Annotated in this window: 17 protein-coding genes; 6 read left to right on the top strand and 11 right to left on the bottom strand. The window is 44.0% G+C overall.

Annotated elements, in window-relative coordinates:
* Positions 1 to 85: 85 nt before the first annotated feature.
* A complete protein-coding gene (locus tag G3352_RS13510; RefSeq protein WP_024631293.1) occupies positions 86 to 988 on the bottom strand; it encodes an SDR family oxidoreductase in 903 nt (300 codons plus the stop codon).
* Between the two features lie 333 nt (positions 989 to 1,321).
* Here G3352_RS13510 and G3352_RS13505 point away from each other — a divergent pair, with 333 nt between their 5' ends.
* Positions 1,322 to 2,305 (top strand): MerR family transcriptional regulator, encoded by a 984-nt coding sequence (locus G3352_RS13505; protein ID WP_240343066.1) that lies wholly within the window; start codon positions 1,322 to 1,324, stop codon positions 2,303 to 2,305.
* 26 nt (positions 2,306 to 2,331) lie between these two features.
* Here the strand turns inward: G3352_RS13505 and G3352_RS13500 are convergent, their stop codons facing one another.
* Both G3352_RS13500 and G3352_RS13495 read right to left on the bottom strand, forming a co-directional pair.
* Positions 2,332 to 3,792, bottom strand: coding sequence for an alpha/beta hydrolase family protein (locus tag G3352_RS13500; protein ID WP_163757182.1), 1,461 nt, complete (start codon positions 3,790 to 3,792; stop codon positions 2,332 to 2,334).
* Between the two features lie 227 nt (positions 3,793 to 4,019).
* Entirely contained in the window at positions 4,020 to 5,399 is a 1,380-nt protein-coding gene (locus G3352_RS13495; RefSeq protein WP_163757180.1) for an amino acid permease, read from the bottom strand.
* Between the two features lie 463 nt (positions 5,400 to 5,862).
* Here G3352_RS13495 and G3352_RS13490 point away from each other — a divergent pair, with 463 nt between their 5' ends.
* Positions 5,863 to 6,852, top strand: a complete 990-nt coding sequence (locus G3352_RS13490; RefSeq protein WP_163757178.1) for a DUF4003 family protein — start codon at positions 5,863 to 5,865, stop codon at positions 6,850 to 6,852.
* Between the two features lie 95 nt (positions 6,853 to 6,947).
* Here the strand turns inward: G3352_RS13490 and G3352_RS13485 are convergent, their stop codons facing one another.
* Positions 6,948 to 7,940, bottom strand: coding sequence for a phosphotransferase (locus tag G3352_RS13485; RefSeq protein ID WP_163757176.1), 993 nt, complete (start codon positions 7,938 to 7,940; stop codon positions 6,948 to 6,950).
* Between the two features lie 249 nt (positions 7,941 to 8,189).
* Between G3352_RS13485 and G3352_RS13480 the strand changes: the two genes are divergently transcribed.
* The gene (locus G3352_RS13480; RefSeq protein WP_163757174.1) at positions 8,190 to 9,134 is read left to right on the top strand and encodes an alpha/beta hydrolase fold domain-containing protein; all 945 of its coding nucleotides are present in this window, start codon (positions 8,190 to 8,192) and stop codon (positions 9,132 to 9,134) included.
* Between the two features lie 121 nt (positions 9,135 to 9,255).
* On the top strand, positions 9,256 to 9,579 hold the full coding sequence (locus tag G3352_RS13475; protein WP_163757172.1) for a hypothetical protein: 324 nt from the start codon (positions 9,256 to 9,258) through the stop codon (positions 9,577 to 9,579).
* Positions 9,580 to 9,719: 140 nt separating this feature from the next.
* On the opposite strand, the gene G3352_RS13470 is transcribed toward G3352_RS13475, so the two are convergent.
* Entirely contained in the window at positions 9,720 to 9,935 is a 216-nt protein-coding gene (locus tag G3352_RS13470) for a hypothetical protein (RefSeq protein WP_076291635.1), read from the bottom strand.
* 397 nt (positions 9,936 to 10,332) lie between these two features.
* Here G3352_RS13470 and G3352_RS13465 point away from each other — a divergent pair, with 397 nt between their 5' ends.
* Entirely contained in the window at positions 10,333 to 11,673 is a 1,341-nt protein-coding gene (locus G3352_RS13465) for a lytic polysaccharide monooxygenase (RefSeq protein WP_163757170.1), read from the top strand.
* 300 nt (positions 11,674 to 11,973) lie between these two features.
* Here the strand turns inward: G3352_RS13465 and G3352_RS30895 are convergent, their stop codons facing one another.
* The 4 genes from G3352_RS30895 to G3352_RS13450 form a co-directional block, all read right to left on the bottom strand.
* Complete coding sequence (locus G3352_RS30895; protein ID WP_205524862.1) at positions 11,974 to 12,171, bottom strand: hypothetical protein; 198 nt, start codon at positions 12,169 to 12,171, stop codon at positions 11,974 to 11,976.
* 118 nt (positions 12,172 to 12,289) lie between these two features.
* Complete coding sequence (locus tag G3352_RS13460) at positions 12,290 to 12,877, bottom strand: hypothetical protein (RefSeq protein ID WP_163757169.1); 588 nt, start codon at positions 12,875 to 12,877, stop codon at positions 12,290 to 12,292.
* A 428-nt stretch (positions 12,878 to 13,305) separates the two neighbouring features.
* Positions 13,306 to 15,489 (bottom strand): 1,3-beta-galactosyl-N-acetylhexosamine phosphorylase, encoded by a 2,184-nt coding sequence (gene gnpA / locus G3352_RS13455; protein ID WP_163757167.1) that lies wholly within the window; start codon positions 15,487 to 15,489, stop codon positions 13,306 to 13,308.
* A 13-nt stretch (positions 15,490 to 15,502) separates the two neighbouring features.
* Complete coding sequence (locus tag G3352_RS13450) at positions 15,503 to 16,522, bottom strand: glycoside hydrolase family 88/105 protein (protein WP_163757165.1); 1,020 nt, start codon at positions 16,520 to 16,522, stop codon at positions 15,503 to 15,505.
* A gap of 240 nt (positions 16,523 to 16,762) precedes the next feature.
* Between G3352_RS13450 and G3352_RS13445 the strand changes: the two genes are divergently transcribed.
* The gene (locus G3352_RS13445) at positions 16,763 to 17,707 is read left to right on the top strand and encodes an AraC family transcriptional regulator (protein WP_163757163.1); all 945 of its coding nucleotides are present in this window, start codon (positions 16,763 to 16,765) and stop codon (positions 17,705 to 17,707) included.
* A 123-nt stretch (positions 17,708 to 17,830) separates the two neighbouring features.
* Here G3352_RS13445 and G3352_RS13440 read toward each other — a convergent pair whose 3' ends face one another.
* Positions 17,831 to 18,550: an MBL fold metallo-hydrolase gene (locus G3352_RS13440; RefSeq protein ID WP_163757161.1), complete on the bottom strand. Its 720-nt coding sequence runs from the start codon at positions 18,548 to 18,550 to the stop codon at positions 17,831 to 17,833.
* 183 nt (positions 18,551 to 18,733) lie between these two features.
* A complete protein-coding gene (locus tag G3352_RS13435) occupies positions 18,734 to 19,906 on the bottom strand; it encodes a DUF4317 domain-containing protein (protein ID WP_163757159.1) in 1,173 nt (390 codons plus the stop codon).
* Between the last annotated feature and the right edge of the window lie 138 nt (positions 19,907 to 20,044).

The following is a 20,044-nucleotide window of genomic DNA, read 5'->3' as shown; positions in this document are numbered from 1 at the left end:
TTCACCTTCATCGGGAATGGAGTTCTTTGCTTTTCTTGCCTATGATCACTGACCTAAGATTCATAGGCCCATTTTATATCCAAAATTACGGACTAACTGTACCGCCATTGGCGTTCAGTGTCTCACCGCTCACATAGCTCGATTCCTGGCTCGCCAGGAACACAAACGCCGGCGCCATTTCAGCAGGCTGTCCTGCACGGCCAAGGGGAGTATTAGATCCAAAATCAGCAAGCTTCTCTACGGGCTGTCCACCGACCACCTGAAGCGGCGTCCATACCGGACCTGGTGCGACAACGTTCACACGGATGCCTTTGCTGCCGACTTGCTGGGCCAGCGCTTTGCTGAAGGTGTTGATTGCAGCCTTTGTTGTCGCATAATCCAGCAGGATTGGAGATGGCTTATATGCCTGAATAGAAGACGTGTTAATGATGGAGCTGCCTGGTTTCATGTGTTTCACAGCTGCTTTACAGAGCCAGAACATTGAATAGACATTGGTTTTGAATGTCGCATCAAATTGTTCTGTAGTCAGGTCGGCGATCTGCTCAACAAACTGCTGTTTACCTGCCACGTTGGCGAGGATATCGATCCCACCGAGCTCTTTTACAGCAGATTCAATGAGTTCTTCGCAGTATTTCTCATCCTTGAGGTCACCTGGAATCGCAACAGCCTTGCGGCCTGCTTCTTCGATCAGCTTGACCACTTCCTTCGCATCGGCTTCTTCCTCGGGAAGGTAAGCCAAAACGACATCCGCACCTTCACGAGCAAAAGCGATGGCGGCTGCCCGACCAATACCGCTGTCTGCTCCGGTTACAACAGCTTTACGTCCGGTCAGACGTCCGCTGCCTTTGTAGCTTTTTTCACCTGCATCAGGTACAGGAGTCATTTCACGCTGAAGCCCCGGCTCCTCCTGCTGCTGCTTCCAATCTGATGTTGCCTTCGGATATTGTGTCGTCGGATCTTGCATGGTGTGCTGGTCTTGATTAGCCATGTACAATTCCTCCTCGGATTAATTTACAATGATCACTACGATCACAGAATAACCTTACGATCGCTGTTATCCCCAGATTTTTTTCTCTCCTTTTATAAGGGGAAAATCCGGGGATAAAGGCGAACACTCCGTTTCTCCAGGTTATTTCTGCGCTCTTCGTTATCATGTAAATTTTAAATTTATTTATTATGTTGTTTTCATAAAAGTTGCACTCTTTCCTTTGTAACCGAGATGGGTGGAATTTAAACTGGCTCTGAACATTTCCATGGCAAACCTTCCGAATTTGAATCTCCAGTTACTGGAGGTTGTATAATAGATCCTGAGGTGATTTCATTGAACCCAAGCAAAGATACCTATTCGATCGGTGAAGCTGCCAAAATGATCGGCTCAACTGTGAAAACGATTCGTTATTACGATGAAATCGAGTTGCTCCGGCCCTCTTTTCATACTGAAGGTGGTCACCGGCTCTATACACCGCAAGACGTTTGGCGGCTGGAACTCATCACAACGCTTCGCTATTTGAATTTTGGCATATCGGATATTCGCAAGCTGATGTCCGGTGAACTTGGCGTGTCACAGGCGCTGGATCTACAGATTGAAGCCCTGGAAACTCAGATCGGGACCATGAATTCCATGCTCTCCGTTCTGCAACAAGCGAAACAGCATGAAAAGGAAGATACACTCCATTCCGGACATTCTCTAACCTATGTTTCAAGCTTAGTGGATTCGCTGACCGCCAATGCCCAAAAAAGAAAACAATTCGTTTCGGCCAAAATGGAAGAATCTCAGCTGCTGGATGGTATTCCGCATGAATGGAGAGTTTCGTTTCTGCATTTTTTCGATAAATACCTGATGAAAGATACGAAGCTGTCTGCCCAACAAACACTGGCTTGGAAGGAAATCCAGGAAATCATCAACGATCCGGCCTATATCGCCGATCTGGCCCGCCTCGAACTTCCCTTCTTCACCATGGCGAATCATCCACAGATTGAAGCAGACGCCTGGGTGAAAAAAATGGAGACCATCCGCATTCGCGCCACCGAAGCTCTGGACAAACGTTGGCCATTAGATAGCCCTGCAGTGCAGAGCATGGTGTGGGATTTTGTGATGATGTACGCCAGTATTGAACATGCTGGAGATCCGGAAGCATTTTTTCGCAAACAAGCTCGATATATGCTCGACTCCGTAACAGAGCGCATCCTTCGTTTTAACAAGCTCTGCAAGATCGTGAATCCTGAATGGAGCCAGATCGTAGACGGCATTAATCTGTTGCAAGAAGGCATGCGACTGCGGTTAAAACAAATGGAAGAAGACTGAATTTCAGTCCTCTTCCATTTACACATTCAACCTTTTTTCAATGAATAGGATGTGTGTTCTCCCACTTCACTGTCCAACTGGAGCGGTTGCCCTTTCAGATAATGGTTAAAGAAGTCGATTGTTGTATCATTTACAATTTGGTGTGCTTTCCTTGCATCTACACCCTGTGACCATTCCAGAATGGGAGATACCAGATAGAGGTCCGAGAAGCTTAAATGTTTGGTATTACTCAGCTCCATCCAATAGTTCCCTCCCGCGGTCACCGGTTCATAACGTGCATACACTTCTTCGTAGTATTTCTCGGCTTCCGGACGAGTGGTGCCCATAGCTGCAATCTCGTCGTCACTCATGACACTTGTACCTGCAACGGTTGTGTCCGCGCTCATCATGAGAAACGGTTTGCCTACACCTTCAGCAGGAATGCGCTTCTCTCCAAACAATACGCCATCCATGTTCATACCTGCTTTGACACGAGGATCATCCATCAGCATCTGTACGGTTGTTGCCCCGCCAAATGAATGTCCAAACATGCCGATGTTGTCCAGATCCATATGACCGTTAAAACGCCCGTTTGCGTCATTGGCAGCCAGCTTCTCCACTTGATCCAGCACAAATTGCGCATCCTTCACCCACGTCTCGTTGAGCTTGTCCATATAACTGAACTGCAGTTGATCGAATCCTTCCTTGCCCTCCGATTCAAATTGCGCCACACGCCCATCCGGGAACACCGAAACCAGACTGCTGTACGTATGATTAATGCCCACAACAATATAACCTTGGCTGACCAGTTGCTCCACCTGGAACGTATTTTGGTTTTCATATCCATGTAGGCCATGAGAGAAAAGAATGACCGGATACTTGGCTTCCGCATCAGACAATGATGCCTCCTGAATAGCATGGGTTTTGACTTGGCTCAGGCTTGAAAATAAAATCTTTGGCAGTGCCAGTACATCATTAAAGGCTGTTGCATACACTTTCGGATCATTCACATAAGGAGCCGTTGTTCCCTTGGTGTCTTTATCCGTTGGATACCAGATCTGCACCATCAGTTCCCGTTTGTCTCCGGCAGTACTCGTCAGCAATTCCTCCCGGCTCTCATCCGTCCAATCGTAGGATACCGTACCGATTCCGTAAGGTCCTGTTGGTTTATCAAACGAAAATACCGGGAACAGAAGTGGCAGCCCCATCGTCACGGCAGCGTATACCAATACCAACAGCGATGTTCCGATGATTCGAACACGTCCGAATTTCCGCATGTCGGCTGATTTTGACCTCTTAGCGATTAACACAATCAGCGGAACCAGTGTGAGCAGATACGCCGGAATCATGGGCCAACGCAATCCCTCAATCACCCCATGTACCAACAATAATACAACCGATATGACCCATCCTCCCCACACCATTTTCCGAGGTTTATTTCGGCCCCCAATCAACCACACCAGCATCACTACATTGAAAATAAGATAAATCCATTCTAGTGTTCTCATTATTCCTTGCCCCCTTCTCTGCCACAATTAAAATTAAAATATATCGTGCAGCAGCTCTTCTATTTCCAATCATAAAACCTCCAGTTACAGGAGATTCAAGCATGAATTTTGAAAACAAAAAAATGCACTCCCTGTATGACACTGGATCTCCCGAAGGTTCTCCCATGTATTCAAGGAATGCACGAATGATATTACGATATTAACATCAACGATTTTATAATATAAGGTTAGTGATCTTCGCCTTCATCTACCCGCTGTCTTTTTCCTATGCCAAATACGAAATATCCGATCACAACGATCGCCATAAATGTAGCCCCAACAATCAGGGGTAACCGCGTATCCGGGTTAAATGCCATACCGATAATGACGAGCGTCAGATATACGATGATGATATAGTTGCTAATTGGGAACCATTTGGATTTAAAATTGTGGTCAGCCATCGCATTGCCCCAACGCTTTCTGAACCTGAACTGGCTGAAGGCTAGCGCGAACCACGGAACCATCCCCGGAAGAACACTTGCGCTATAGATGTACAGGAACAGTTTGGAGTCCGGCATCAGATAATTGAGTACCACACCCACCAGCAGCAAGGAAATCGTGATGATAATACTGTTGCGGGGGACCCCGCCTTTGGACAGCTTTTTGAAAAAGGCCGGTGCCTGTCCATTCTCCGCAAGCGTGTAAAGCATACGTCCTGCACTATAGATCCCACTGTTACATCCCGACATCGCCGCGGTAAGCACGACAAAGTTGATAATTCCCGCAGCAGCGACAATCCCGACTTTGGCAAACGTCAGTACAAACGGACTTCCCGTCTCTCCCACTTCATTCCAAGGGTACAATGTCACGATGACAAAGATGGCCCCAACGTAAAAAATGAGAATACGCCACACGATGTTTTTGATCGCTTTACGCAGCGTGATCTTCGGATTTTCTGCTTCACCTGCCGTAATCCCTACCATTTCGACACCCTGATAGGCTGCCGTTACGATACACAGGGCAAATAGGAAACCTTTGATCCCTCCTGGGAAAAATCCGCCATGGCTCACCAGATTCGATAGCCCAATGGGCTGCCCTCCGTTCCCCCAGCCGAAGAAGATCAGTCCGGTTCCAATCACGATCATGAAGACAATCGCCGTCACCTTGATCAGCGCAAACCAGAATTCGAATTCACCATAGTACTTTACCGCTGCCAGATTCGCTGCCGCAATAATGAGCACGCCAGCCAAGGCAGGCAGCCATTGTGGAATATCCGGGAACCAGTAGCCAACATAAATCCCAATCGCCGTGACTTCTGCCATACCAACCGTTACCCAGAGGAACCAATAACTCCAGGCAGTCAGGAACCCGGCGAGTGGACTGATATACTTATGAGCAAATGTGGCAAATGAACCGGTAACAGGCTCCTGAATCAACATTTCCCCCATAATACGCATGACAAAAAAGATAATGATCCCGGCCAGCAAATAGGCCAGTAGCACTGAGGGACCTGCCCATTTGATCGTACTTGCCGATCCCATGAACAATCCGACCCCGATCGTACCTCCGAGTGCAATCAGCTCTACATGGCGGGGCTTTAGCCCTCTAGATAGTTGCTTTGATTCCAAACGATTCTCCCCTTTTCTGGTGTACAGCTTCTTGTTGTAAGATTAATTTTTTATATTCACATTAACGCAATGCAGAATTACTTCACCAAATTGTACGAGATGTTCCGCAGAAATACAACAAGGAATGTAAGGAAGCGGATTCAGGACACAGTAACATAAATAGAGCTACCAGAAAATTAATGTTAGGCAGGCATATCAAGATCGTATGAACGGAGTGTGAATTTTTTATTAATGGCACTAATTATGTAGTTCGTACAATCTCTAACACATAGTATCCATTCTTATATACAGATTCAAATACATGAACTCTTTCAGTTTTAATCAAAAATGCACCTCTTAGAAGTACAAATTGGAGCCTGCCAAGGATTCCATAAACTTCTGTTGGGGTGCTTTTTTCTGTGAACGGGGAGGCCTCATTTATAGTAAACTGGAGAAAATGTCCAATCATTCGGGAGGTCTGCTTATGCAAGAGCAACATGCTGCACGAGTCGAATTATTCGTTTCCAACACTCAGATCATCAAAAAATCATTCAAGTGGCAAAATGTGATGATGCACCGTCTGGCAGCCCTTTTATATGCAGCAGAAAATAAACAAGCCGATGGCGAGGCCATTCGCCAAAGTCATGAATTGATTAAGCAAAACACCAATCTCTTCTCGGCCTTCAGGGGAAATTCGGCGATCAGCATCGCCACCTTACTCTCGCTTACGACAGATCAGGAAAAGAAACTGGAAGACACCCTGCTTATCTATGATCTGATGAAAAAAATCAAATTTCGTACGTCCGATTTTCTGGTTATCGCCGCCTATCAGATTGCAGCTCACGCGACGACTGAGCAATTCGAGCATAAGGTCGAACGAGCCAAAGCATTTTATGATCACATGAAGGCCCAACACCGCTTTCTTACCGGACAGGACGACTATATTTTTGCTGCTATGCTGGCCCTTTCCGATCTTGACGTGGAATTAGGTGTGACCCGTATGGAGCAGCTGTATGTAGAATTAAAACCTGAGTTCTCACCAGGCAATAGTGTGCAGGCATTAACGCAGGTACTCGTCCTAGGTGATGATAATCCGGAGGCGGGCGCTCATGTGATAGCGTTAAATGAGGCGTTCCGCAGACGGGGAATACGATTAGACAAAATGTACACCCTGCCGGCTCTGGGAATCCTCTCCCTACTGCCCGCTGACAGAGATACGTTGGTAGAGCAAGTTGAGGAAACGCATGAATGGTTGCGTACACAGAAGGGCTTTGGTGCCTGGTCAATCAACAAACAGGAATTGCTGCTGCTCTCGTCCTCGCTGGTGGCAGTGCAATATGTGGAGGATCTTCGAAACGGCGTCCTGACCACGACGGTCTCCACTAGCATCACCAACATTATCATTGCCCAACAGGCCGCCATGGCCGCTGCTGCAACATCGGCTGCCGTCGTAGCTTCGACTTCATCGAACTAAGTAAAGGTCATGAAATGCATCTTACAAAATAAAAGAGGCCCTCTGGAACCATCCAGAAGGCCTTCTTCATTTGAATTCATCATTGCTGTTAGTCATCACTGCTGAACAATCCCCGTATCCCGGAACTCTTCCACGAAACTATTGAGCCAATCCGAACCATAATCCAGCGCGCCCATATCACTTTCGATAAAAGCAACATCCAGACCCATAACCCAGAATCGGCGAGCAATAATAAAAAGGTCAACAGCCTGTTCATCTTCGGCAGTGAAGCTTCTAACCGAACGATATCCCGCTATGAGCGCACTCCATAACACTTCTTTTTGCTCACCAGACTGTCTCTTTCGAGCCTTCACCTGCGCCAGATCGTAGGCACGCCAACCATTAGCCGCCCACTCAAAGTCATAATGGATGAACTGATTGCCCTGTTGAAAAGCATTATTGTTCCCATGCATATCACCATGGCACAGTCCATTGTCCAAACCTAGTTTGGATGCGACGCTGATGCGTTCTTTTAACGCTCTAGCAAACGTATGTAGAAATGATGATGCTTCATTTTTTTCACCGATGTAGTTAATGATTCGTTCAAGAGGTTCGTCAATGAGAAACTTCGTATCCAACTCATATCGCGGCTGCTCCAATACCACTTGGTCCATCGCTTTATGCAGCTCAGCCGCAGACTGACCAAAAGCGTAACACGACTCTTCATCTTCAAGGTTGTTCTCGATACCCTCTATATACCGAAACATCACAGCAACCCGCTTGCCTTCCGCGGCCTCCAACACCGTATATCCAGTATGATCTTTCTTCTTGATGTATTCTCCAATATCGGTATGTACAGATGAACCTAAAATGCCCTTTAATTGAGATAACAGGGGGAGTTCGTACTGAACATCGTTTTCCGTAATTTCAGTACGGTAGACACGAAGAATATACATGCCAGAAGAAGTACGTACCCGGTAGGTATCATTTAACCCTCTCAGCCAAAATAAACATTCTTCCCACGATCCGATGTCGTATTGATCACTCAATACATGCTCCAGATATTTAGGGTTGAGCACTGAACGTAAAGCAGTCGGTTGATTGAACATATGTATGCTCCTTCAGTTTGATATAATCATCACTTTAGTTACAGATAAATGATTCTTTCATCTATCAATCTATAACATAGTATATTTTTAATTTATTTTCCAGAATATATATTTAATCAGGTGAATGCATAGCTGAATTCATTTAGCCTCTTTTATGTGCACCAATCACTTTCACAGCCTTGACCTTGAAGTATACTTCAGGCTTTATACTGTGGATATCATACTTTATGGATGAGAGGCGGCGCCCAAATGAGTGTAAATATATATAACAAAAAACGCTCTATCAAGAGCTATTTACTAGAAAAATACATCGGAACTTTAGATAGCAAGAAGAATTTATCCACGCGAGAAAACACCCTGAATCACTTGCAACATATGGGTGTAGAGAACACTAAGCCTTATGAGCTGGGTAAGGTTAAATTAATCTCCTCAGTCAACAAACGTTCCTTTGAAGACATGCAGGTGTTTACATTGAATGACCAGAAATCTGCTGATCAAAAAGTGATCCTATATATACATGGCGGCGCTCATACACACCAGCCTCTAACCTTTCATTGGAAGTTCATGGACCGCATCGCACAATCGTTGAATGCCAAAGTTATAGCCCCCATCTATCCCAAAGTGCCTCATTTCAACTACCAGCATACATATCCAAGACTCTTAAACTTATACCGGGAAATCATTGAATCGATAAAGAGTCCTGCACAACTTACTATTATGGGAGATTCAGCGGGTGGAAATGTTTCGCTCAGTTTCGCACATTACATTAAGATGAATCTTCTTCCTCAACCCAAAGATATCATTTTGTTATCGCCATGTGTAGATATGGTTCTGGACAATCCGGTCATATTCGATTATGAGACCCGAGATCCGATGCTGGCTGTGGAAGGCTATGATGTAATTCGGAGAATATGGGCGGCAGATAAAAATCTGGATGATCCATTGATCAGTCCAATCTACGGAGACTTCAAAGGACTCGGAAAGATTACCATTTTCATCGGAACCCATGAAGGTTTATTTCCCGACAACATGAAGCTCGACAAACTGCTTACCGATCAGGGTATTGACCATAATACCTTTGTATATCCCAAAATGAATCACGTCTTTGTGCTATACCCTATTCCTGAAGCCAAGGATGCAGAGCGCAAAATCATTAATATTATTAAGCATGTATCACATGAATCGCATAAGTAAGACTACTACTGAAAAAAATCCAGGAAAATCTCCTTCAGCACTTGTAAATTGTATTATTCCGGGTATAATACTCGGTATATAGAAAAGTAGAAAAGCGTAGCTGACTGGAGTGAATAACGCCATGGATTCTTTGACAGAAACTTGGGTTAACGATTATTTGGACTTATATAATTATGCCCGTACCATAGAAGACTTGGAATGGGCTGAAGATATTCTCAGGAAGCTTCAAGATCAGAAGGATGCGTTGCTGGAGGAAGAACGAAAAGCGATACTGCTCCGTGAGCTGCTTACAAGCTACGACCGAATCAACAAACAACTGGTGGACATTTTCAGCAAGCTGAGAGTCGCTTCAGAAGGTTACCAGACTGAGTCTTTACAGGAGCAATGGTTCAAATTGAAGCTAATGCGGATTGATGTCTCTCGGAAGATTCTTCAATATAAATAAAATAAATAAAAAAAGCCGGTCTGCAGTTCGTCTGCTTAACCCGCCTTGATTAAAGGCTTACTATTCTTTTGATGCGTACAGTCAACTGTTCCGCACATATGTAAAGCCCGCCAGCTTTACATAAAATGAATGATCGATAATTACATGGATGCTTTCTTCATGTTGCTCATCATACCCATCATTGTTGTCATCATTTCGTCGCATTCTTGCATACAGGACATCATTTTATTCATGTCCATGCCTTCCATCATGCTTTTGTCTTCCATGCATTCCATCATCATCTTCATGGATTTCATCTTGGACATCATTTCTTCCATGCACATGTTCATCATCATGTTCATACACATATTTTCCATTTCAACTTCCTCCTTTCAAATATAGTTAACTTCCTTTTTTTAGCATAAACGATTCCCCATTTAAAAGCAATCTTTTTCCTCTTGCCTTTTCTGTAAAATCGATGTATAATACGCATTTCACTTATCAATCCAGTCGGAAATAAAGGCTTTTGTGGAGAGATGATCTCTCCGCAAAGGCCTTTTTGTATGCCTGCCTAAGTCTTGAATAACTGGATTATCTATCAAATTTATCCTTGTTCAGCAAATGTGTGTCCTTTACAATAACTTTAGAAATTCCCGTATATCGATTTCTTTATCAAACGATATCCATATATGGTATATGGCATAGCACTTCCTTAATTACGATATAAGCTCTTACTTGAGTTTATATAAAAAAAATGATACAGGAGGCTATCGAATGTTCAGATTCATTTTACCGTCTTCCAAGCTAGTATTGATTTGCTGTCTGCTGGTGCTTACAACGGTAAGCATGCTGTTCAACAGTCCAAAGGCGTTGTCACATGGTTACGTAGAAGGGCCAGCGAGCCGAGCTGCACTGTGTGCTTCGGGAGTCAATCAAGATTGCGGCAGTATCGTGTATGAACCCCAAAGCCTGGAAGCACCTAAAGGCTTCCCTACTGCAGGACCTACGGACGGCCATATTGCAAGCGCTAACGGCGTCTTCCCTAAGCTCGATGAGCAATCCGCAACACGTTGGTCGAAAGTGAATATGTCTAGTGGCAGTAATACGTTTACTTGGAAGCTGACAGCTAACCATTCAACGGCAAGCTGGAAATATTATATTACGAAAACGAACTGGAATCCGAATGCACCTTTATCCCGTGATTCGTTTGACCTGACACCGTTCTGTTCAGTTCCCTATAATGGCAGCCAACCACCATTTAGCTACACCAACTCATGCAACGTACCCGAACGTAGCGGTTATCATGTTATTCTAGCAGTCTGGGAGGTTGCGGATACTCCCAACGCCTTCTATAATGTCATCGACGTAAACTTCTCCGGGACGAACCCGGTTGATAATGTGGCACCAACACCTCCAACTGCACTTGTGGCAACTGCAACTGCTGCGACCAGTACATCTTTATCGTGGAAGGCTTCATCAGATAATGTAGGCGTAACGGGGTATAAAATTTACAACGGGACTACCTTAATAGGCAATGTGTCCGGCACAACTACAAGCTATACCGTAACAGGGCTGACAGCAAGCACAGCTTATACCTTTACGGTCAAAGCAGTCGACGCAGCAGGCAATGAATCTGCAGCCAGTAATAGTGTAAGCGTTACCACGACTGCGCCTCCTGCAAACGACACTACTGCACCTACATCTCCAGGCGGGCTGCATGTGATGGGAACACCAACCTCCTCCAGCATTCAGCTGATGTGGACGGCATCCACGGATAATGTAGGCGTGACAGGGTATAAAATTTATAACGGCTCTACTTTAGTTACAACGACATCCGGGACGGCAACGTCTTATACGGTAACCAATCTTGAAGCGAACACAACCTACAACTTCTCGGTTTATGCTGTTGATGCAGCAGGCAACCAATCTGCTGCCAGCACAGTCAGCGGTAAAACAGCCGCTGCTTCTACTGCACCTGCATGGGCAGCTAATACGCAATACACAGCGGGTACAATCGTGAGCTACAATAACCTGACGTACAAATGCCTTCTTACACACACGTCTCAAGTGGATTGGATCCCTTCGGCAACACCAACCCTCTGGCAGCTGCAATAACGGGATTGACTGGAGGATTAGTTAAAAAGAAGTCCACCCAGATTCTGTTTAAAACCATAGCCGGTCCATATTCAGGGGATCGGCTGTGTATTACACCATGCAAAATAAGACGCTTCAGGAATTAGTCCCGAACGTCTTATTACTTACTTTTTATGTTTCTATACCGATTTTATCATATGTCCATCTTCCAAGAACGACTCTGGCGCCTGTATCCTCACCCACCCCAAGTACATGTGCCATTCTGAAAAGCGGTTGATTGATCATGATTAATGATCATGTTCCTTCAGTTTATTTTTTTATCTATAATGCCATAGCCAACAATGCTGTGATCCAGACGTGCAACCAAATAGATAAAAGCTTCAGGCACAGCGTAGATGGAATCGATTGAATTTTGCAGGAGGGCTCCACATTCCAAAATTCTTTGAACTGCTCCAGATCGATCTTCTCCACACATTCCACCGTGCAGGTTGTTTGCGGTATGAATTTATCTTTTTCCAACTGGAAACATGGAAATTCCCTTTGAATTTTAAAGTTATGTTATTATAGAGCGGAACTGCGGATTCGTTAGATTGGATGACTTCCAGCAAATATTGCTCTACATTTTTTTCTTTTAGCCTCACAAAAAGCCGTTTAATCCACCAAATATATGCCCTAAAACATTAAAATATATCATTATGGAAGAGAGAACTATAGAAATTGGTAGAACAATCAGAAATCTTAACGGACTTTTAGGAACAATAAAAAGTAAAACAATGACCATAATCAGATATATTCCCATAAGTATAGGGATCAAATAGTAGTGAGTGTGCTCAGGTAAGTAAGCGTGCCGCAATTGAAATCCTTCTGACAGTAAGGCTGTAATCGGAAAGGATAAAATCAAACTAGATATGATTCCATAGCCACGTGCATACCACATTACATAAGCACATACCGGAGATATCAACGCGCATATTCCCCAAAATATAATTTCTCTCTTGGGGAAAAAGTGCAAAAAAAACACGGTGTACACATAGTAAACAGTTAATAGCGACACAAAAAAGAAGAATATCTTTAGAGCTGCTAATTTGGGAGAATAACTAAAAACCGATAAGAGTGTTGCAACAAAAATCCATATACCTAAACGTCCACCAATAGCGTCAAATATGGGATTAATCCCCTGTGCATCTACAAGCTTTGCTGCTAAACCTAAAATTACCCCGATCACTATCGCACTTACAATGGAAATTTTTTTTGTTCAGTTGTTGAATTGTTTCTAATTCTAATTTGATTCAACTTATTACGTATTTCCATTTCAACCCTCCAATTCCCATAATCACCATATACTTTAACATGATTTATTTGATATTTTCATATATTTTGTGAAATAACCCTATTTTTTAGAAATTACAGAAGTTTACATAACTTGGTGTTTTCCAATGTTGTTAGACGAACACCCTTTCTATACAAAAACTCATCCCAACTGAATAAAGATTACCCTCCCTAGTAATATAGACGAAGTGGAAAATGTCCATGGTTGATTCATAGAACAGGTTTGCATTTATGGTTTACATTATAAAATATTCATGAGTAAAAATTCTTTTTAGCCCAAATAGACCGCTCCCTGGTCAGAAAACGGTCTATGCAGAAGATATTCTATGAGGACATCGATTTGGTTACACCAATCTTGGTGATGACCGTATCATACGGAGCCAGTTCGAGCGTTTGTTTTCCATATTCCGTATCGATCGTCGTTTTTTGCTCCTGGTCACTATTGTTGATCACAACCAATATGTTACTTTCCGGATAGTAAGCACACTCGGTATACAGGTTATCCGGGATATACTTCGTTTCATCGTACTCCTGGCCTGCAAAGCGAATCAGATTCAGCAGCAACCTTGTGTTCTCCCAACTGAATTCGAATGAAGGCAGGTAGATTCCTTTTCCTTTACCAAAATCATGTGTAGACAATGTAATCATGCCATCCGTTTCATCCACCACAGCAGCTGTTCCATCGGTAAGATATACGTTATTCTTCGGCGTTATTCTTGCCCCTTCCGGCAACAAACCATGCTCATCGCAAGTCTCATATGTCCATTTTCCATGAACCACCCTGGCGCCAGTATCCTCATCCACCCCAAGAACATGTGCCATTCTGAAAAAGCTGTCGTACCCTTCTACCGCCGATGGCTGGTTGATGCCAATAAAAGTACCGCCTTCATACACCACCCATTTGGTCAGCAGGTCCACACATTGGTGGTCATTCCAAAGTTCTCCGCCGCTCCAGGCTGAACCGGCAGAGCCGGCATTGATAACGACATCTATATGTTGCAGCACGCCCTGACGGATATCTTCAAAATCTATGAACCGCACTTCAACCGGTAAGCCTGACAAGGCTTCATTTACATGAATCAAGTCATGCATATACGTTTCATGTAAATGGCCGGACAATGTCCACGATCTTAGTTTGCCCCAGCTATGCAGAACAGCTACCCTCGTCTTAATCTGATAGGGCTTGCCTTCATGATGCAGCTCTTTTATTTCCCTGAACTCGTTCGCAATCTTCTCGACGTAATCGCAAAAGTCCGGGTAAGGCTCAACCAGATGCAAATATCCACCCAATCCAATCCGGTCAATCGGCTCTCTGAGCAAAGCGCGCCTTATATTGATCCAATACTTTTTGGCATCCAGCGTAGGGTTTCCTCCCTCCTTAAAGGTAGGAAGTCCGCCTAAGCCCACCGGAAACAAGTAGGGATGCAGACGAATCTCATGGGTATCCACGTTGACACCTGAACACATTCTTGCCTCATAACCGGAAAACACACATTTAATCATCCCATCGAATCCAAACTCCTGAAAGCGGTCATTGTAAGGCTCCATGCCAACCCAGCTGTCATCATAGAAGACATACGCCAGCTTGCCGTGGTTATGCACGATATCAATTAACTTCTTCCCAAATTCGATCACAAAATCATTGATAAATGCCATCCAGTCCAGTTTGCGCTGCTCCGCCGGGATATGACTTACCCGATATTTGCCGCCATTCACAAAATCCTCAGCAGAGAGCGAATATCCAACTTTTTTGGCAAACAGATCAAGTGCTCTTGAACTTACCGTGAAATCATATGAGCCCCAATCCGAGAAGAGATGGCGATTACGCTCGTCGCTGCCCCAGATCCAGGCGAAATTATAAAATAATGAAGTAAAACGAACCACCGTTGTTTCCTGATGCTGCTGACACCAGTCCTCCATCCAATCCAGCAGATATGTCTGCGTTTCCGAATAGATCGGATCAATTTGCATCAAATGCTCCTTGTCCCAATGGTTCGTGGTGTGATTGTACATCGAAATCTCTTCCCAGATCCGATAGGCCATGAAGCTTACCGTGTATTTATGCCAAGGGACGATGCCGGTAATGACTACATGACCGGATTCTCTCTCATAATTCCACTGTCCTCTTGGTACTTCTTCACCAGTTGTCCGGTCAAAAACCTGCCAATACTTAAACGCTTCTTTGGAATCATTCACCTTGAATTGTTCAGCAAAAAAATCCTCCATCAGATAAAACGATACATAATCTTGTACAGCTACCTTCGGATTCGTAATTAAAAAACATTGCTGGAGCTTATCTTGATTTTGGGATGCCCACTCATTATGATCCCGGATAATACAGATAGTCGAATAAATGCCATATCCCGCATTAATAATCTCATCGGATAATTGTGTGCCATCACTGTCACGAATGACATCGGCACCCCACCGTTCGGCAAGTTCCAAAGTCAGTGCCTCATAACCGGATTCGCCGGGTAGTGTAAAGGAGCCTTTGATTGGTTTGGACAACTTGGTTCCCTCCCTATTTCAACATGTCGGACAGGAAAGCGAGCGCCAGGCCCTGACCCCAGCCCTGAATCCAGTCTTTTGGAATATTCCGATATCCTTCCCGATCCTTCATCACCGCCGTACCACCAGATACACCAAGCACACGTCCATCTTCACTAATGTTGTTCAGGATGCCTTCCAATGCCTTTTGCACGTACTTTGTATGTAGCGGATTACCGTTATTGATCATGGCTGCTGCAATACCAGCGGAAGCCGAAACCTCTTCATACGACTGCTCGTCATCCAGAACTGTCCGCCACAAGCCATTCTCCGTCTGCACGAGCTTCAAAGCTGCCAGTTGATCCCGGAGCGAGCACTCCACGTCCATGCACTGTGGATATAGATACCAGTCCTTCAACTGTGGTTTTACTTGTGACATGGTGTAAGCGCCCCATGCGTTCGCTCTTCCCCAATATAATCCGGACATGTGGTCCTTGTTGACGTTATTGTAGCCGTGGTACCAGAAACCGCTGCTCGGATCTTGCAGGTATTTGATATGCCAGTAATATTGATTCAGAGCATCCTGAATCATTTCCTGATCCTTTAATTTGCTTCCTACACGGAGTAGGAAAAATGCCGCCATAAACAGGGTATCCGCCCATGCCTGCTCGGGAAAATCATTGGAAATGGATACGGTATGCTGCAGCACATTATCTCCGAATCTGAGCGCATGATTTTGAAGATAATCCACTTTGCTCATCACAATATCCCAATATTTTTGGTTCCCTGTTTCTTCATATAAAGTAATCAGCATATGGCCCATGGCACATGTATTTACGGTCCAGTCTGGCAAGCCCAGCTCGATGTATTCATCCGCCCATTGGACAAGCCTGTCCAAATACTCTTGATTCCCGGTCGTTTGATAAGCTCTGGATACACCATAATACGCCACACCGCAAGGCCAATCCCACGTCAAATCCATCGCCAGTGTTTTTTTCGTAACGTTATCAATAACGTTTAAAATTTCTTCCCTGTCATATTTCACTTGAAGCATCGGTGATTCCCCTCTCGTAGCGCACACGCCCCCAAATGCGCTTGAGAGCTGTCCGTCCTTGGTTTGAAAACGCTTTACTTATTCCATTGTACGCAGTAAAATAGTGTCAATCTAAGCATATTCGCAACAAAACTGCGCAATTTCAATCATTTATGAAAAGTCTGATGGTTTACACTACGTCACCTACGCAGTCAGAACAAAATTAAAATGGACTCCAATTGACGAATGGGGGTATCATACATGGTCAAAAAAAAGAAACCTGTGATTGAGTACCGCCATTACAGCCTCCCCATCAACTTCCCTGTCCTGTTGTTAAGCGGTGAACGATGGAAAATATCCGATATCAAAAGTGAACATCTTCATTTCCACAACCATCTGGAGATTGGTATTTGTCATTCAGATAGCGGCATTATGGAGATTAAAGGTGAATCGGTACCTTTTAAAGCCGGTGACGTGACCTTTATCCCCAGATATCTTCCTCATACAACGTATAGTTCACCCAATGAAGCCAGCCTATGGTCTTATCTCTTTTTCTCGCCCGAAGACCTCTTTCAACAATCGTTTAAGAGCAGTGCCTACAGTAACTTTGAACCCAATTTGAGGGCAATTAAGGGATTAAACTGCATTTTAAACAGGGAGGAACATCCGAGGATTTATACCCTTGCGACATCTGTGGTAGAGGAATTAAAGCAGAAAAATCCTTTTTATCAGGAAAGTGCCTACGGCTTATTATTATCCCTTTATATCGAACTCCTGCGAATCCATTCCCGGAATGAACCTTTGGCAGACCAAGAAACGCAGCATAATCTAAAAGGTGACCTTGTTATTTCTCCGGTTCTGGAGTATATCACCAAAAACTATATGTCGCCCATTACCATCGATTTTCTCGCTGATCTGTGCCACCTAAGCACCACTCATTTTCGAAGAAAATTTCATGACATTATGGGAACCGCGCCTCTGGATTTCCTGAACAGCACCCGGATTGAAGAAGCCTGCAAACAATTAAAAAGCACAGACGCTTCCATTCTTTCGATCTCTGAACAAGTCGGTTTTCAGTCCATTTCCAGCTTTAATCGCTGCTTCTCCAAACTTATGGGGAAATCGCCGAAAGAATGGCGCAAAGGCGCACAGTCCGAAGTGCAATCTGCGAAAGCCTCCATTTTGGAGTTTACGGGGTGGGTTTAGGGAAGGGATATCTGCGATAGAGTTTATAGGCAAATTAAAGACGCTTCGGGAGCGAGTCTCGAGCGTCTTCTTTGAACTGAAATGTTTAGTTTAATTGCCATGCTAAATGTACCACTCACTGTACTACACATTACAAAAACGACTTAACACTTGAATGATTTGGTCTTTGCTCATTGGTGCATCATGTCCTGGAACATACGTAGTAAATGAGAGGTCCTTCAAAAACTCAACATATGCTCTCATTTTATTAGGATCAATCTTGCCTTCCCCATGATAGTAATCTCCACTATGTGCATCACCTGCAAATAAAATTCCGGCTTCTTTTAAATATACAACACAAGAATCTTCTTCATGAGGTCCGCCTACCTTTAGTATCTGGCAAGTAGTATCACCCAAATCTAGCGTCAAAGAATCCTCGAACATAATCGAACCCGTGCTAACCGAAATATCATCAAACGTATCATATTCTTTTTTCATACAGTTATAGGCAAAATCTATTTCTTCTTTTGTCTCCAGGCGTTTTATGACAGATTCTTCATCCCATTCCCATCCTTTTAGTCTCTGGAGTATTTCATTCGTTGCCGATGAGACTATGGTTTCTCCATCAAACGCATGCATGCCAAAAGTATGATCCCAATGCCAGTGGGTGATCAAAGCATATTTGGGACTTGGTAGATCTTGATCATCCAGACACTTGATAAATGCATCGAAATGCGATTTAGAATTGCCACAATCAATCATAATGGAGAAGTTTCTACCTAATACATACCCTAGAACAGGTCTATCTGTTTCTCTGACACTTTCGGAATAATAAATAGATTCATTTAATTTTTTCAGTTCCATAATATAGCGTTCCCACCTTTATGATACAGACTTAAGATGTACCATACCAAATCTTTCAAGCCAAAAAGAGAAAAATGGGTTACAACTACAATATGGGTTATCCAAAATCCTGATAAAAGATTTTAAGAATAGCCCATATTAATTTCCATCTATTTATCTTAAAAAACAAACCGTGAGGCAATTCTACAGTACCTCTGTCGTAAGCGTGAATCCTTCAATCACGACATCTTCGTCCACTTCAATCATGATACACCGTCTGCCTTGAAAATTCACTTGTTTCACATATCTCAAGTCTTGTGGGCTAACCGAAATCGTAGCAACTTTAGTTTCAATCTTAATGGACTTGGACGTAAACTTCGGCATAACACTGGTCGCTTTCATTTCATAATTCTTGTTGTCGACGATAGTTTCAAATGCACGTTCCACCTTCTCCGACGTCAGGTCCTCGACACCGCTTGCAGTCAGTAAACGTTCCAGATCTTTATAATCCAGCTTCGGAGGTTCTTCCTCATGTGACTCTTCGTTAATTTCGATGACCCGGTTGATCTCCTCGTACACATGTGCAATTGTGGCTGAGTCCAGTTGTTCACCGGCCACTTCCTTCACGATATCTTCGAAGATCGCTCGTTCTTCCAGCGCTGTCACAGACCTTTCTCCATTCAAAACATTTTCAACAAAATGCGGATCCGGGAAATTGGATTTCCCTGTGCAATATAGAACACGATTCACATCAGAGTAGTTGTCCGTTACGCTCGGGTACAGGAAACCCTGCTCCGGGGTGCTTAATTTGACAACCGGATCTACAATGACATTGTACTTAAATTCTCTCTCCACGTAATCAAACAAGAGCGTTTTCCGCTGCTTCTCCGTGGAATTCACACTGCACAGAATGAATGGATGTGCGAACACTTCATTTTTCTCGCTCTCTTCCGCTTCATCGTTCCGAGCCTTGGTTGGCAAGTAATACTGTCCACGAACAAACGTGATCACCATATCCCGTTCATACTTGGCATCCACCAACATTCTTTCTACTAACAGGAGCATCAGGTCCTGCCATTCCTCCGGATCTCCTGTTACCAGTGCTTGGTGAAGCATCACCTGAGCCGGCTCCTCCGCTTGCTCCTGGAACTTCAGCTCAAACAATTTCTGATCCAGCTCACCCGTCAGCAATTTTTTGAAATTGCCCATGTACAGTTCCTGTTTCTCTCTATCCACCAGCTCAAACGGATGGCGCTCCCAATGATAAATCTCGTTCGTTTCTTTCGTAATATACACGTTGAGAATATCGTAAATATTCAGTAAATCATGATCCATCTTAAACTGTTTGCGTATATGCGCGACTTCTTTTTTATTCATGATTCGTTAGACATCTCCTCAAGTAAATTGGCCTTACAAGTATAAACGATATAAAAAACCTTCGCTAGAAGGACCTTTATCTTTATAAGTCATCTGCGGTAACTAAACAGAAAGACGCATCAGGAATGATTCCCGTGC

The organism is Paenibacillus sp. ALJ109b, assembly GCF_010747435.1.
GTDB lineage: Bacteria > Bacillota > Bacilli > Paenibacillales > Paenibacillaceae > Paenibacillus > Paenibacillus taichungensis.
This window is presented reverse-complemented; position numbering and strand designations above follow the sequence as displayed.

Excerpts from the sequence above, each read along its gene's own strand:
- G3352_RS13510 (WP_024631293.1), bottom strand. The coding sequence starts at position 988 with ATGGCTAATCAAGACCAGCACACCATGCAAGATCCGACGACACAATAT.
- G3352_RS13500 (WP_163757182.1), bottom strand. The coding sequence starts at position 3,792 with ATGAGAACACTAGAATGGATTTATCTTATTTTCAATGTAGTGATGCTG.
- G3352_RS13490 (WP_163757178.1), top strand. The coding sequence starts at position 5,863 with ATGCAAGAGCAACATGCTGCACGAGTCGAATTATTCGTTTCCAACACT.
- G3352_RS13485 (WP_163757176.1), bottom strand. The coding sequence starts at position 7,940 with ATGTTCAATCAACCGACTGCTTTACGTTCAGTGCTCAACCCTAAATAT.
- G3352_RS13480 (WP_163757174.1), top strand. The coding sequence starts at position 8,190 with ATGAGTGTAAATATATATAACAAAAAACGCTCTATCAAGAGCTATTTA.
- G3352_RS13475 (WP_163757172.1), top strand. The coding sequence starts at position 9,256 with ATGGATTCTTTGACAGAAACTTGGGTTAACGATTATTTGGACTTATAT.
- G3352_RS13470 (WP_076291635.1), bottom strand. The coding sequence starts at position 9,935 with ATGGAAAATATGTGTATGAACATGATGATGAACATGTGCATGGAAGAA.
- G3352_RS13465 (WP_163757170.1), top strand. The coding sequence starts at position 10,333 with ATGTTCAGATTCATTTTACCGTCTTCCAAGCTAGTATTGATTTGCTGT.
- G3352_RS13450 (WP_163757165.1), bottom strand. The coding sequence starts at position 16,522 with ATGCTTCAAGTGAAATATGACAGGGAAGAAATTTTAAACGTTATTGAT.
- G3352_RS13445 (WP_163757163.1), top strand. The coding sequence starts at position 16,763 with ATGGTCAAAAAAAAGAAACCTGTGATTGAGTACCGCCATTACAGCCTC.
- G3352_RS13440 (WP_163757161.1), bottom strand. The coding sequence starts at position 18,550 with ATGGAACTGAAAAAATTAAATGAATCTATTTATTATTCCGAAAGTGTC.
- G3352_RS13435 (WP_163757159.1), bottom strand. The coding sequence starts at position 19,906 with ATGAATAAAAAAGAAGTCGCGCATATACGCAAACAGTTTAAGATGGAT.